The 15407-nt window shown below is 57.4% G+C and carries 13 protein-coding genes; all 13 read left to right on the forward strand.

Annotated features, from left to right (window positions below; all coding sequences use genetic code 11):
- Nucleotide 1 precedes the first annotated feature (1 nt).
- Entirely contained in the window at nt 2-2203 is a 2202-nt protein-coding gene (locus O2597_RS06340) for a GumC family protein (RefSeq protein ID WP_269523421.1), read from the forward strand.
- 144 nt (nt 2204-2347) lie between these two features.
- Nucleotides 2348-3937, forward strand: a complete 1590-nt coding sequence (locus tag O2597_RS06345; RefSeq protein ID WP_269523422.1) for an MATE family efflux transporter — start codon at nt 2348-2350, stop codon at nt 3935-3937.
- Nucleotides 3938-3943: 6 nt separating this feature from the next.
- Entirely contained in the window at nt 3944-5305 is a 1362-nt protein-coding gene (locus O2597_RS06350) for an O-antigen ligase family protein (RefSeq protein WP_269523423.1), read from the forward strand.
- A gap of 13 nt (nt 5306-5318) precedes the next feature.
- Nucleotides 5319-6227 carry a hypothetical protein gene (locus O2597_RS06355; RefSeq protein ID WP_269523424.1) on the forward strand — a complete coding sequence of 303 codons (909 nt, stop codon included), beginning with the start codon at nt 5319-5321 and terminating at the stop codon, nt 6225-6227.
- Complete coding sequence (locus O2597_RS06360; protein ID WP_269523425.1) at nt 6224-7171, forward strand: hypothetical protein; 948 nt, start codon at nt 6224-6226, stop codon at nt 7169-7171. The genes O2597_RS06355 and O2597_RS06360 overlap by 4 nt, the downstream gene beginning before the upstream one ends.
- On the forward strand, nt 7168-8349 hold the full coding sequence (locus O2597_RS06365; RefSeq protein ID WP_269523426.1) for a glycosyltransferase family 4 protein: 1182 nt from the start codon (nt 7168-7170) through the stop codon (nt 8347-8349). The genes O2597_RS06360 and O2597_RS06365 overlap by 4 nt, the downstream gene beginning before the upstream one ends.
- A 5-nt stretch (nt 8350-8354) precedes the next feature.
- On the forward strand, nt 8355-9179 hold the full coding sequence (locus tag O2597_RS06370; RefSeq protein ID WP_269523427.1) for a glycosyltransferase family 2 protein: 825 nt from the start codon (nt 8355-8357) through the stop codon (nt 9177-9179).
- Nucleotides 9176-10339 (forward strand): polysaccharide pyruvyl transferase family protein, encoded by a 1164-nt coding sequence (locus tag O2597_RS06375; RefSeq protein ID WP_269523428.1) that lies wholly within the window; start codon nt 9176-9178, stop codon nt 10337-10339. Before O2597_RS06370 ends, O2597_RS06375 begins: the two co-directional genes overlap by 4 nt.
- Nucleotides 10340-10447: 108 nt before the next feature.
- Entirely contained in the window at nt 10448-11224 is a 777-nt protein-coding gene (rfbF, locus tag O2597_RS06380) for a glucose-1-phosphate cytidylyltransferase (RefSeq protein ID WP_269523429.1), read from the forward strand.
- A 16-nt stretch (nt 11225-11240) separates the two neighbouring features.
- Nucleotides 11241-12362, forward strand: coding sequence for an NAD-dependent epimerase/dehydratase family protein (locus O2597_RS06385; protein ID WP_269523430.1), 1122 nt, complete (start codon nt 11241-11243; stop codon nt 12360-12362).
- A complete protein-coding gene (locus O2597_RS06390) occupies nt 12362-13729 on the forward strand; it encodes a UDP-glucose dehydrogenase family protein (RefSeq protein ID WP_269523431.1) in 1368 nt (455 codons plus the stop codon). The genes O2597_RS06385 and O2597_RS06390 overlap by 1 nt, the downstream gene beginning before the upstream one ends.
- An 11-nt stretch (nt 13730-13740) precedes the next feature.
- On the forward strand, nt 13741-14850 hold the full coding sequence (gene rfbG, locus O2597_RS06395; protein WP_269523432.1) for a CDP-glucose 4,6-dehydratase: 1110 nt from the start codon (nt 13741-13743) through the stop codon (nt 14848-14850).
- Nucleotides 14840-15391: a dTDP-4-dehydrorhamnose 3,5-epimerase family protein gene (locus O2597_RS06400; protein WP_269523433.1), complete on the forward strand. Its 552-nt coding sequence runs from the start codon at nt 14840-14842 to the stop codon at nt 15389-15391. Before rfbG ends, O2597_RS06400 begins: the two co-directional genes overlap by 11 nt.
- Nucleotides 15392-15407 lie beyond the last annotated feature (16 nt).

Here is a 15407-nt window from a genome sequence, read left to right on the forward strand (position 1 = left end):
TATGGCAACAGGAGAATTTACGGGGGCAAACGACAAGAGCCAGGCCGATGGCTTGATCAGCATCACAGATATCATCGCGATCATACGCAAACGCTGGTGCATCGGCGCGGTATGCGGTGCGATTGTTGCAGGACTGCTCATGGCGGTCCTGCTTTCACAGGAAAAGCTGTATGAGGCCGAGGCATCTATGACGATCGAGCTCAGCACCGCGAATGTGATGGATTTTCGTGAGGTCATGGACACCAGCGTGACACATGTGAACCTGCTGAATACCTTCATGAACACACACATGGAGCGCATTCAGACGCGTGGGATCGCCGAAGCCGTGGTCCGTGCCTTGACTCCCGAGCAGGTCGAAGCCGTGGTGGCACCTTATTATGATCCGGCCACTGCGGAGAAGCCGGCGGACGCCCCCGGGCTGATCATGTCGAAGATGTTGTCTGTGGAGCAGGGGTCGGAAGAAGAGTCACAGGTAATCCTGATTCACATCGTACACCATTCGCCCCAAGTGGCACAGTTCCTGGCGAATGAATACGTGAGGCAATACATCGCCTACAAAGCGAACCTGAGAAACAGTTCGACGGGCGAGGCGGTCCATTTCCTCGGCAAGCAAGTGGAGGAAATGCGCACACAACTAGAGGGCAAGGAACTGGAGCTACAGGAGTACCGCCAGTCGCATAATCTTGTTTCGGTGCAGCAGGACCAGGGCATCCTCGGGGAGCGCTTGCGGCGCATCAACGATGCACTGACCGATGCGAACCTACGCCTGCTGGAGGTGGAGACGCTTCAGCAACAGATCCAGGCGGCCGGTAAAAACCTGGAGAAATTGATGGAGATCCCGGTGATCGGCGGGCGTGAGGACATTATCGCGATCTATTCCCAACTCAATGAGCTCCAGCGAGAACGTCTGGTACTGGATGAGACCTATCTGGCCCGTCACCCGAAAGTGATTGAAAACGAAGCCTCCCTGAAATCGGTCAAGGCGGTGTTGAAGGCGGCCATCAGCCAAGCGGTGAACCAAATCGAGAATGACCACAAGGCGGCAGTTGCGGAACTGACAACCTTGGAGGGGAAGCTCAAGGAAGGGGAGCAGGCGGTTCTGGATGCGGAGCGTGCACTGGTCGAGTACAACCGGATGCAGCGAAACCTGGATTCCCTGCGGGACATGTACAACAAGTTGTCGACGCGTTATGCCGAGACCAGCATCGCGCAACAGTTGAACCTCAACAACGTGAGCCTGCTCGAGCCCGCGGGCTTGCCGACACACCCCATGGTGATCGCCCCGGTGCAGATACTGGCGGCATCCATGTTTCTCGGTGGTGTCTTTTTCATCTGCGTGCCACTGGTTATCGAGTTGCTGGATCATCGTCTGGCCAGCTTTACGGATGTGGAACGCTTCGCCAACAAGCCGCTGCTGGGCGATATCCGGCAGCAGGGGGATGTGGACTTCAAGGCACTTTCGACCGCCTTCCAGTCCGGTGACCTGAAAATGAAAGAACCGCTCCGGGCGATCTACAGCAGCATTCGCATGCGGAGTTCCTTGAACAGGAAGAAGACGTCCTTCCTCGTTACCAGCTCCTTGCCGGGAGAGGGGAAGTCCATGGTGACCGCCAATCTGGCTGCAGTCATCGCATCGCATGGCATGAAAGTGCTTCTGATCGATTTTGATTTGCGCCGACCGATGCAGCACAATGCTTTCGGATTGGACAATGACAGCGGTCTGATTCCCTGGTTTGACGCAGGGTCGGCGTTGCCGGAGAAGCCGGATGAGGCTGCGACGCTGGGGATTACTCAAGTTCAGAATAATCTATCACTACTGCGCTCCGGTGGCAGCAGCCAGGAAGCCACCGAAATTCTCAGCAGCAATGCGGTTAAGGCTCTGATGAGCCGGCTTGCCGAAGACTATGATGTGCTGCTGTACGATACTCCGCCGGTCGGCCTTTTCCCGGATGCCGGACTCGTCGCTGAGTTCGCGCAGGAAAGCATTTTCGTGGCACGTCAGTTCAAGGTGACGAGACAGAAGATGCGCTATTCGATTGCGCAGATGGATCGCAGTCCCGCACCGGTCATGGGTGTCGTCTTTAACGGTATCAAAAACGTGAAGGCAGCGATCGGCTACGGCAGTGCCGCGAACTTGTCCTATGGGCATGGCTACGAAAAGGATGCTTCCAAATATGCCGCTTACTATGCGCAACGGACCTAGGGCAGACTGGGCGAACACTCTCATTGAATGACACTTGATCCTTCCTACCAAACCGCAGGCCCGCCGTACCGGGAAATGCCACAGGCGTGAGAGCGTCGGGCCCGCTCCGCTGTCACGGCCGCTTGCACCCTCTCAACCAAAAGGATGAAAAAGATCGACTTCAGCCAGCCTGCGCGTCGCAAGCGCTCTGTTGTCTGGCTTATTGCCGGCGGTTGGACGACGAATGCCATCTTGATCGTCCAGGGCTTTCTCCTGATTCCCCTGTATCTTCATTTCCTGGGGGAACGTTTATATGGTTTCTGGCTGGCTACCGGCGGCTTGCTGGCGTGGCTGTCCATGGCGGATCTGGGCGCATCGGCAGTCACCCTGCAGCGGTGTGCGGCGGCTTACGGGCGCAAGGATTTCAGCACGGTTGCGAGCTACTTCTGGCACGGCCTATGTGTCCTGGCAGTGGTTGTCGTCGTGGTGATTGCCGGAATGGCCTATATCTCCAGGCACATGCTGAGCTGGCTGGTGATCGATCCCGAGTATCATTCGATTATACGGACTTGTTTCATGATCGCCGGATTGGGAGTCGTCTTGCGCTTATGCAATGATTTCTTCGGCAATTTCGCGATTGCGCTGCAACGCAGCCAAATTCCGGTCGCGGCTCGAGCCATCGGCGACATCCTTGGCCTGGTTACCATTGTTGTGACCCTGACGCTACTCGACTTTGGCTTATATGCACTGGTTTCCGGAGTCATTGTGCGGGGCGGCATCACATTCGTTGCAAATCTTTTCAATACCCTGTGGATCCTTTATTCACTGGGGGAGGGCGTGTCCTGGTCGAATGCAACCCTGATGGATTACGTGAAAACCACGCCTTCGGTCTTGGCCGCAAAGTCAAGCAGCCAGTTTGCCCGGAACTTGCCGCCGGTATTGCTGGCACGCTTTGTCGGACCGGAGGCCACTGTTGCCTATAATATTTCGCTGCGGGTCCTGCAGGTGGCCCAAGGCTTCGTCAACCAGGCGCTCTCGGGAATCTATTCCGCCTGCAGCCACTTCTTCTTCGACGAGGCGGTTTCCCGGGAGAAGGAACGTGAAACGCTGAAACGGATGATCCGGGGCTTTATCGTATCCTGCTTTGTTTTCGGGACGGGCTTTGCATTCCTCAATCAGGGCTTTGTGAGCCTCTGGACCTCCGACGCACAGTTCGCCGGGCAATTGTTCACCTCGGGTTCCGCCTTGGCATGTTTCTTTTTCCTTCGTGGTAATCTTTACGTGGGCCTGGGGATGGCCATGGGCAAGATCAACAGTTTCGAGCTGACCCAGACTTTCGAGTCAGTGTTGCAGGCCGTGGCCCTCTGTTTTGCAATTGAAGCCTGGGGCATCCATGCGGTGCCTTTTGCGATCATCTTTTCCCTGTTGGTTTCGGAGCCGATCTACCACTACCTCTTGCGGCGTGTGCGTCCGGTGGTCGGGGAAAGCCTTCAGGTCCTGCGCTGGATCTGGGTGCCCATGGCCATGGTCTTCGTACTGGCTTACTATACGGCCGGGTTCTTCCACCATGACAGCTGGTGGCCGTTTCTATTCAAGTCCTTGTTGGTCGGCGTGCCGATTGCCACGGTCTTTTTCTTTGGTATGCCGGGCCTCGCTCCCCGGGTGATCGAGCGTGCCGGAAGCTTGCTGGGCAAGACCAGGCTGGCCGGGAAAAATTTAAAATACGGAAAATTCGGTACCACCTCCGGTGGTTGACGCCTTGTGACGATACTTATTCTAGTTTTGCTTGGACTGGTCGGAGCCTTATGCGCCGCCTTTGCCTTGCCTTTGGCCCGCTACATAGAGCGTCATCCCGAGGTCCTGGTGGCCGCCGTCTTCCTTGTGTATCTTTACTCCGCAACGATGACGGAGGGCGCGTCCCTGGCGGTTTCGCTGGGAGGCATGAATGTGTTTCCCCTGGATCTGCTCTGTCCGCTCATGCTGCTTTTCGCTTTTCCCTTCTACTACGGCAAACTGAAGTACGGATTTTCGAAGCAGGATATCGAGCTTTTGATCCTGCTCGCCTGGGCAATGGTGCTGGGGTGGAACTTTCTGGCCGGATGTCGTGAATTCGGCCTGCAGGCTGCGACCAACGGATTCAGAGGCTATTTGTATGTGATCTGCATCGCGATTTATACCGCGTCCCTGTCGGTCAGCGATGTCTGGCCCAAGGTGGAAAAGCTTATCTTTGCCGCCGCGGCCGGTCTCGTCCTGATTGCGCTGGCGGGGTATTCCGACGGCGACCTTTCGCGTGCGGGCCGGCCGCTGAGTTCGAATGAGACGATGGTCTTGCTCGAAGCATTCGTGGTGGCGGCGGTGGCCTTTGCCGCAGGGCGGTTAAAGCCGTTCTACTTCATGGTCAGCTTGTCATTGCTTCCTATGATCCTGTTGTTGCAGCATCGGAGTGTCTGGGTGGTGACTGCCTGTGCCATATTCGGTTTGTATTGGACCTTGCCGGCCTTGCGCTCGCTCTTGCTAAAGATCCTCCTGATCGGAGGCATTGTCGGGACGGTCGCTGCCTTTGCTTTCACAGGAGACGCAATTTTCAAGGCCTTGGACGAGTCTACGGAGGAGGCCTTCTCCGACGAAAGCACGATGTCCTGGCGTTATGTCGGATGGCTGAGCCTGCTCACGGGGGAGCAAATGGACTCCGTGAAGGAGGTCGCCATCGGCAATTCCTTTGGTTCGGGCTGGGGTCGTACGTTCAAGGGTTCGGATGGCCGTACGATCGAGATTGAGAATGTGAAGCCTCACAATTATTACATCCAGACCCTGCTTCGAGGCGGAGTGGTTGGATTGGGCTTACTTCTTGTCATGTACTGCCGCTTCCTGCGACTGCGCCGGGCCGACATGCCTGCCAATCCGGTTTATAGCTCGGCCAGTAAGGCCTTGTTTGTCACCGCGCTCTGTCAGCTCGTTTACTATCTGCCTTACGATGCGGATACCGCACAGGCAGTCTTCCTCGGCCTTGCGATTTCCGCAGTTCGGCAATCCCGCATGCAATGGCAGGCTGAGGTGAATCGCATTTCCGCTCCGGAGCCGTCCGCCCTGCATAAAGGCAGTACACGACTACAAACCACCTGAAGCACGAGTCTATATGGATACTGATACAAAGTTGATCCGGCAGGCGAAATCCTTCTTTAAGAAGTCTTCGGCGCGCTTGGCCTGTGCCAGGTATGCCGCACTTCTCGACTCCCCGGAGGCGGAGCGGCTACTGCGGAATGCGATCCTGGAAGGGCAGCCTTTTCTGGCCGGTCGCGTCGGTTCAAACGAAGCCCGGATCACCTCCAAGTATTTGAGGGGGCAGGCGTATTCTCCAGAGGAACGCTTCCGCATCACGCAACATGCCGGCGTCTTTCCGGACAATGTTGAAGCGATCGATGCGTTCGCCCGGACTTATGCCGATGCCTTTGGCGAGCTAGACCTGCTGGGGACCTGGTACCCGAGGGGAGAAGCCTACCTGATTAATCGACGGGGGCCCAGTTCACTGCAGCTTGCGCCGTTGCGGGTGCTTGAGCCCTACTATTCGAGCAGTCCCTGGTCCAGCGCACTGGAAGGGAAGCGTGTTCTGGTGGTGCACCCTTTCAAAGCCTCGATACTGTCCCAGTACCGCAAACGCTCACTGCTCTTTGACGATCCGGTGCTGCCGGAGTTCGCCACCCTGGAGGTTGTCCAGGCCGTACAAAGTATAGCCGGCGAGGATCCGGGCTTTCCTGACTGGGGACAGGCCTTGGAATCGATGAAGACGTCGATCGAAGCGCTTGACTGTGACGTTGTGATCATCGGAGCGGGGGCCTATGGATTGCCACTGGCGGCGCACGCGAAACGCCTTGGGAAGGTGGCGATCCATCTGGGCGGCGCGACACAGGTACTCTTCGGTATCAAGGGGCGGCGCTGGGACGGGCATCCCGTAGTCAGCCGACTTTACAATGAACACTGGTGCCGGCCCGGCGCCTCGGAACGCCCCGAGAAAGGGAATATCGTGGAAGGAGGCACGTACTGGTGAGTCACGGAGAAACACATCAAGGATTGAGCGCCCCGGTTCTATTGATCCACTTCAACCGGCCGGACCTGACACGCCGGCAGATCGAGATACTGGCGCGCTTCTCACCCCCGCGGGTCTGGGTCCTGACAGACGGCCCCCGGGCGGGCCATCCGACGGATGCGGACAGAGTTGCCGCGGTTCGCAGTCAATTCGAATCCTTGCCCTGGGAATGTGAACTGACGACGATCCATCGGGAGCACAACCTGGGTGTCCGCGCCAATATCTCGGATGGGATTACTCGGTTTCTGGATGCCTGCGAGGCCGGCATCATCCTGGAGGACGACTGTCTGCCCACCGGCTCTTTCCTACGCTTTGCGGATGAGATGCTCGTACGCTACCGTGAGGACGAACGGATCTATGCGGTCTCCGGATACACCGGCAAGGATAACGGATTGGGTATCCATGAATCCTATACATTTTCCGATTATTTTTCATGCTGGGGCTGGGCCACCTGGCGCCGGGCATGGGTGAACTACGATCCGGACATGCACGGTTTTCTGAACCCGCTTCATTGGGGGCAGATTCATCGCCGGGTGTTTCCGGGCTTACGTCAGCGGGCCTATTGGGGGTTTATACTCGGCCGTGTTTCCCGCGGCACCACGGACAGCTGGGCCTATCGTTACCAGTTAAGCATCTGGCTGCAGCGGGGGCTGGCCATATTTCCAAACCGAAACCTGGTTTCTAATGTAGGCTTCGGTGAAGACGCCACGAATACCGCGGGTCTCAGCGGCACCGAGAGTCAGGAACTGGCCTTTCCCCTGAAGCATCCGGAGCAAGTCGAAGCTTCCCCGCAGTTGAACAAATGGATCGAGGATAACTGGCACAGTAAATCGCCGGGCATGCGTTTTCGCTGGTTGCTCCGTAAATTGAGATTGGTGGAGGGGGCACAGGATACGGGTTTATGAACAGCTTGGTGGAAACTTTTAACTGCTACGTGGAAAAGGGTGGGGAAGAGCTTATCGCCGACGCGATCCGGGACTTGCTCCAGAGCCGTTACCAGTTGTCTTCATTACGCTGGGACTCGAGCCAGTGGAAGGGGAAGCTGGCACCAAACAAGCTGCGTCAGCTGCTGATGATGTTTTACAACCGTGACGCAGCCCGGGAACTGGAGGCCGTGGTCAATACGAGCCGCCCACGTGCGATTCTTGCGCACAACCTCTATCCGGTTGCCTCGCCGTCTGTCTACCGCCGTGCCCAAAGGCTTGGAATTCCGGTCATTCAGTTCATCCACAATTTCAGGCCATTCTCGGTCAACGGGACACTCTGGGCCAATGAAAGCATCGTCCCGGACGGACTGGCGGGGGATTACTGGCCCGAGGTCCGGGCCGGCGCCTGGCAGGGATCTTTGGTGAAATCCGCAATCCTGGCAGGCGTGCTAAAGCTCCATAAGTCGCTGGGTACCTTCGACGCGGTGACGCGCTGGATAGCGATATCCGATTTTATGCGCGATGCATTCATCGAGGCCGGGGTGCCGGCGGAGCGGGTGGTGACGCTACGCCACTTCTGGAACCCGGTTCCCAAGGTGCCGGAGACGAAGGACGACGGGTACTACCTCTTCCTGAGCCGTCTTGTTCCGGAAAAGGGGGTCCGTGTTCTTCTCGAGGCGTGGGCAAGACTCTACGGATCCCTTCGGCAACACTGTCCGAAACTCTGTATTGCCGGGACGGGGCCGCTTGAATCCGAAGTCCAGGCTGCCGCCGAAAACTGTGCGGCAATTGAATATGCCGGCTATGTCAGTGGTGATGCGAAGGCACGCCTGATGCACCGGGCACGCGCCTTCATCGCTCCGTCCATTTGGTGGGAGCCGCTCGGACTGGTTACCTATGAAGCCTATGAGCACGGCAAGCCGATGCTTGCGTCCAATTCCGGCGGTTTCCGCGAGACCGTCCAGGATGGGCGGACGGGCTTGCTCTTTGAGCCGGGGTCTCCGGAATCCCTGATGCAGGCGGTCCGGACGATGGAACTTACACCAGCCGAGCAACGTTTGCAGATGGGCCGGTGCGGTCACCATTGGCTCTTGGAGGAGGCCTCCAGGGAGCAATGGCTGCAACGCTTCAGCACCATACTCGATGAAGTCGCATAAGAATCATGTCATCCAAACCGATACAGATCACCGCCATGCTTACTTGCTTCAACCGCAAGATGCTGACACTCGCCTGCCTTCAGGCCTTCTTCGACCAGGAGTTGCCTGAGGGCGTGAGGCTCGATGTGGTCCTGGTGGATGACGGAAGCTCGGACGGCACGGGGGATGCGATACGGGCAGCCTTTTCGAAGGCACAAGTGCTTGAAGGCGACGGCTCGTTGTTCTGGTGCGGGGGGATGTGCAAGGCCTGGGAACAGGCGGAATCGGCCAATCCGGACTATCTCTTGATGCTTAATGATGACACGACGCTCCATCCCGGCGCGATCCGCGAACTGCTACAGTTGGCGCCTGCTGCGGACTGTCCGGTGATCGCCGTCGGTGCGATATCAGATCCTGACAGCGGGGAGCTGTCCTACGGTGGACGTTTGCGAAGCCACCCCAAAGGACCTGCGCCCCTGAAGGAAACACCGGTGAAGTGTGATACCTTCAACGGGAATTGTGTCTTGATTCCGAGAGTTGTTCGAGAGCGTCTGGGCAGCCTTTATTCCGGATACACACATAGCTTTGCAGACTTCGATTATGGGATCCAGGCCACACGTTGCGGTATCGACGTCCTTCAATCGTCAAAGGTCGTCGGCATCTGCCGTCCCAATTCCAATGAAAACACTTGGCAGGATGCGAAACTGGGGCGCTTGCAGCGACTGAAGAAATTAAATTCACCCAAGGGCTTGCCATGGCGGGATCATCTGGCTTTCGCAAGGCGTACACAAAAGGGCAATTGGCTGCGTCACTTTGTTGCGCCCTACGCACGCATTCTTCTGGGAAGATGATGACTGAAGTACCCGTTTCGAAATCGCGAGCCATGAAAATCGGTGTCTTAACCTTCCACTCCGCCCATAACTACGGAGCCGTGCTGCAAGCTTACGGCCTGCAGCGCGAATTGGAGGCACATGGCCATGAGGTCGAATTCATTCATTACTATTCGCATCAACTGGAAGCGAAGAACCGATACAAGCGGCCGCTCAAATCGCCGAAGGACCTGGTCGCGAAGTCGGGCTACCTTCTGTTTTCCGGATTGCTCAAACGGCGCTTCGAGCGCTTTGAAAGCTTTCAGCAAAACCAGCTCCGGCTCAGCCCCCGGTATCACACGGTGGCGGAGTTGGAAGCAGGGCCGACGGAATATGACGCATACGTCTGTGGCAGCGACCAGATCTGGAATTTCAGCGAGGGCGCCTCGCCGGTTTATTTCCTGCGCTTTCTGCCAACGGATCGTCCTGCGATCGCCTATGCGCCCAGTTTTGGCAAGACCTTCGAAGCGTCCAGTGCGCCGGAGCACCTGGCCGACTGGATTCAGCGTTTCCAGTATCTGTCGGCGCGTGAATCCTCGGGTGTGGACTTTATTCAAGAGTTGGCCGGACGGAGTGTGCCGCAGGTACTGGACCCCGCGTTTTTCCTCGATGGCGAAGGTTGGGGTGAACTGGCCGCACCGCCATTGCTGCAGGAACCCTATCTTTTATTCTATGCGCTGGAAATGAACGCCCGCACGAACGCGATCATACGTTACCTGTCCGATACCCTGAAAGTCCGGATCGTGATCGCAGGGAAGGGCGGCAGTTTCATGCTCGGGCGCAAGACACGCATCGCGATTGATTCGGGCCCCGCGGAGTTTCTCGGCCTGATCCGGAATGCACGCTTTGTCCTCAGCAATTCCTTTCACGCCACGGTCTTTTCGATGCTGTTCGGGGTTCCATTTCTTACTATCGGCCACAGCAGCCGCAACGCGCGAATGGAAAGTCTGCTCTCGATGGCCGGCTTAGGTGCGCGATTGATCCGCGACGTTTCTGATTTGCATCGGGAGCCGTCTCTTTGTAATGTTGAGTGCAAGATCGACCTGGGGGACAGCATGAAACACGCTTTGGATATATCGCGGAACTACCTGAATAACAGCCTCCTGGAGATTGCGAGCCGTCGGGGGGCTGTGGAATGTTAAATTTTGATTATGATTAGGAATATGTTTCTCATTACCGTTTGGCTTTGTATTTGCTGGTGATAGCTAGAACAGCCTTTCCTCTCTTCCTACCAAGTTAAACCTACATACATGAAAGCACTCATACTAGCCGGTGGGTATGGTACCCGCATCAGTGAAGAAAGTGCCGTCAGGCCCAAACCGATGGTCAGTATCGGCCCCCAGCCGATCATCTGGCACATCATGAAAATCTACGCCCATCACGGCATCACCGACTTTATTGTGGCCTGTGGCTACAAGGGGCATGTGATCAAGGAATACTTCTCCAATCTATTCCTGCACTCGGCCGATGTGACCTTCGATCTGGCCAACAACAGCCTGGAGGTCCACAACAGCAAGGCGGAGCCCTGGCGGGTCACCTGTGTGGACACCGGCGTCGACAGCATGACCGGTGGCCGTATGCGACGGGTGCGTGATTATCTTGGCGGCGAGACCTTTTGCATGACCTACGGGGACGGCGTATCCGATGTGAACATCAGCGACTCGATCCGCTACCATCAGGAGCAAGGCCTTCTCGGGACGATGACGGCGATCAAGCCGCCGGGACGTTTTGGTGCCTTCACCTTGCACCCGGACGACACCAAGGTGCCTGAGTTCGTGGAGAAACCGCAGGGGGACGGCGCATGGATCAACGGGGGCTTTTTCGTGCTGGAGCCTGAGGTTCTGGACTACATCCCGTCCGACGACATGCCATGGGAAAAGGACCCCTTGGCGCGGCTTGCCCATGAGGGGAAGATGGCGGCTTTCCGTCACGCCGGCTTCTGGCAACCGATGGATACCTTACGCGATAAAATGGTTCTTGAAGACTTATGGGAGTCCGGCAAGGCCCCATGGAAGGTCTGGAGCTGAATTATAGACTAATAGAATGAATACACTCCCATCTGCTACGGACATCGTCCAAGAGGATCTCGAATTCATCTGTCGTGAGCTCGAGAAAGAATTCAAGTTACTGGAAGGCAAAAAGCTCTTGCTCATCGGCGGGGCCGGCTTTCTGGGGTACTACCTGGTTCAGTCGATCCTGCATTTGAATACCAAGCTCCCCGCCGGCTCGGCGGTCGAATTGACAGTCTATGACAATTTCATCCGCGGGGTGCCGGACTGGCTGACTGCCCTGGAGGGAGATGCCACGCTGACGCTGGTCAAGCATGACATTACGCATCCACTGCCCGAGGGCATGGGGGCCTTCGACTATATCATCCATGCGGCCTCGATCGCGTCACCGACCTTCTACCGCAAGTATCCGATCGAGACGATGGATGCGAATGTGAACGGCCTGCGACTGATACTGGATTACTGCATGCAGATGAAGGACGCCGGAACGCCGGTTTCCGGTCTTCTGTACTACTCCACCAGTGAGATCTACGGCGACCCATCACCGGAGAATATCCCGACACCCGAGAGCTACCGCGGGAATGTGTCCTGTACGGGGCCACGGGCCTGTTACGACGAATCGAAGCGCTACGGCGAGACCCTCTGCGTGAATTTCGCCCAGCAGCACGGGGTCCCTGTCCGGATCGCCCGGCCGTTTAACAACTATGGTCCCGGACTGAAGATCACGGACAAGCGGGTCTTGCCCGACTTCGCGCGCGACGTGTTGGCGGGGCGAGACATTATCATGCTGTCGGACGGCAAGCCGACCCGGACTTTCTGCTATATCGCGGATGCAATCGTCGGCTACTTCAAGATCCTGCTGGTTGGCCGGGACGGCGAGTCCTACAACATCGGCATCGAACAGCCCGAGATTTCGATGGCGGAGCTGGCCGACCGCGTGGTCGCCCTCTCAAAGGAGCTCTTCGGCTATACCGGTCAGGTCGTGAAGCAAGACAGTTCGGATAGCGCTTACCTGGTCGACAACCCGAATCGTCGTTGTCCGGTGATCGACAAGGCGAGGGATGAACTGGGGTATGACCCGAAGATCGGTCCGGACGAAGGACTGCGGCGGGCACTCATTTGGTACAACGACAATAGCGAGGCAGAAGAAGCGTAATGAAAATATCAGTGGTAGGAACCGGTTACGTAGGCTTGGTGTCAGGCGTCTGCCTGGCTTCGAAGGGACATGAGGTCACATGCATCGACGTCATTCAGGAAAAGGTGGACCGGATCAACGCCGGGGACCCTCCGATTTACGAAGAAGGCCTGGAGTCCCTGCTCAAGGAGCACGTCGGAACCCGGATCCAGGCAACCACGGATTTCACCGGCGCGGTGATGGACAGCGAGCTCTCTCTGATCGCGGTGGGCACACCTTTCGACGGGGAGCGTATCGACTTGAAATATATCAAGCAAGTGGCGCAGCAGCTCGGCGAAGTGCTCCGAGACAAGCCGACGTATCACACGGTCATCGTGAAGAGCACGGTCGTTCCGGGGACGACCGAGGATGTGGTACTGCCCATCCTTGAAGCGGCCTCGGGCAAAAAAGCCGGCACGGATTTCGGCGTGGGCATGAACCCCGAATTCCTCAAGGAAGGGGAGGCGATCAAGGACTTCATGGAGCCGGACCGCATCGTGCTGGGCGGCATCGATGCGCGCACCATTGCCGTGCTTGACGAAGTGTATTCGGTTTTCCCCGACACGGACAAGCTTCGGACGAGTCCCAGAACGGCCGAGATGATCAAGTACACCGCGAATTCACTGCTTGCGACCTTGATCTCATTTTCCAATGAAATCGGCAACCTCTGTGCCGCCCTGGAAAATGTCGATACTGTCGAAGTCATGCAAGGGGTGCATCTGGACAAGCGTTTCGCTCCGATTCTTGAATCCGGCCAGCGGGTCTTTCCTTCGTCGCTGACATACCTGGCCTCCGGTTGCGGCTTCGGCGGAAGCTGCTTCCCCAAAGACGTGAAGGCATTGATCCGCTACGGCCAGGACCGCGGGCAGTCGATGTCGATACTGGATTCCGTGATACAGACGAATCTGGCCCAGCCGCAGCGTATGGTGGAACTTGCGCTCAAGCATTTCGCCTCTCTGGCTGGGGTGCGGGTGGCGGTGCTGGGGCTTGCGTTCAAACCGGGGACCGATGACATCCGCGAGTCTGCTTCGATCGCGGTGATTCGCGACCTGCTGGCGCATCAGGCCGATATCATAGCCTTCGATCCGATCGCGCAGGAAGAGACCGAAAAGGCTCTTGGAGAGGGGACCATCGCTTATGCGGAGACCGTGGAAGCCTGCGTCGAGGGCGCCGAAGTCATCTTACTCATGACTTCATGGCCGCAATTCAAGTCACTGCCGGAGTTGATTGCCGCAATGCCGATGACGCCCCTGCTGGTCGATGGCAGGCGCATGATCGCCCGGAGCAGTGTGCCGCGTTATGAAGGAATCGGATTCACACTACCCGTACCCGAAAGTGCCACGGCATAGTTTAAGATTTCATGTCTGATTTTGAAGAACATTATCGAGGAAAACGAATTCTACTCACCGGGCATACCGGGTTCAAAGGGGCATGGATGGCAGAATGGCTGCTCTCTCTCGGGGCCATCGTCATCGGAGTGAGCCTTTTGCCGAATACGACGCCGTCCTTGTTCAACCAACTGCGTTTAAAGCGCCGGGTTGAGCATCACATCGTTGATATCCGGGATGCGGACTCCATGGCGAAGCTTGTCGCGGAGACGCAGCCTGACAAGGTTTTCCATCTGGCGGCACAGCCGCTGGTACGGCAGTCCTACGAAACTCCGGTGGAGACCTTCGAAGCGAATGTCATGGGTACCATCCATGTCTTGGAGGCAATCCGCCGTCTGGAGAAACAGTGTGAGGCCGTCATGATCACGACCGACAAATGCTATGAGAACCTGGAGCGTACCCAGCCCTATGCGGAAAGCGACCCGATGGGCGGGCACGATCCCTACAGTGCGAGCAAGGGCGCAACCGAGCTTGCGATTTCGTCCTATCGCAGGTCCTTTTTCCCTCCGGAGGAATATGGGCGCAAGCACGGGGTCTCGGTGGCGTCGGCAAGGGCGGGCAACGTGATCGGCGGCGGTGACTGGGCCGATGACCGCATTGTTCCGGACTGCATCCGTGCGATCGCGAAGGACGAGCCGATACATGTGCGCAATCCCAATGCCACGCGTCCCTGGCAACACGTCCTCGAGCCCTTGGGCGGATATCTGAAACTAGGCATCGAACTCGAGCAGGCCGACACGCTGGAACATCGTCAGCAAGTGTGCTCCGGCTTCAACTTCGGCCCCGATCCGGAATCGAACCGACCGGTCCGCGACCTGGTGGAAAAAGTGGTTGCCTGCTGGAAGGGGGAGTGGAAGGACAGCTCGGGCGGCGACGCGCCTCACGAAGCGAAGCTTTTGAATTTGGCCATCGGCAAGGCTGAGCGCCTATTGAACTGGAAGCCCGTTTGGGACTTTGACGAAGGCGTGGCCCATACGGTCGAATGGTACCGCATGGCACATGAAGATCCCTCCAGCGCGAGCGATGTGACTCAAGGCCACATCGCCGCATACACCCAAGCCTACCACCGTAATGAAGTTTAAGGAATTACCAATCAAGGATGCCTGGCTGGTCACGATGGAACCACGGGGCGACGCCCGAGGGTTTTTTGCGCGTGTCTTTTGCCGCAAGGAGTTGGAGGCGCACGGCATTATCGCCGATGTGGCGCAAGTGAACTACTCGCGCAGCGCCGACGCCGGGACCATGCGTGGGCTGCACTACCAGAAAGCGCCGGCAGAAGAGACGAAGCTCTTTCGCTGCATCAACGGTTCGGTGTACGACGTCATGTTGGACCTTCGGCCCGACTCGCCCAGCTACCTGCAGCATTTCGGCATCGAATTGAAGGCAGGTGACCTGCAGATGGTCTTCGTACCCAGAGGTTGTGCCCACGGCTTCATGACTTTGGAGCCGGACAGCGAAGTCGAGTATCTGGTCAGTGAATACTACGCGGGGGAGCTGGAAGACGGACTTCGCCATGACGACCCGTTTTTCAAGATCAACTGGCCCATGGAAGCAAAGGTCATTTCCGACAAAGACCGGTCCTGGCCGCTTTTCTCCCCGCAGGACTCGAAGTCCGGCGCCTAACTACCTGAGATACACT

The sequence above is a fragment of the Coraliomargarita parva genome, from assembly GCF_027257905.1.
Lineage (GTDB): Bacteria > Verrucomicrobiota > Verrucomicrobiia > Opitutales > Coraliomargaritaceae > Coraliomargarita_A > Coraliomargarita_A parva.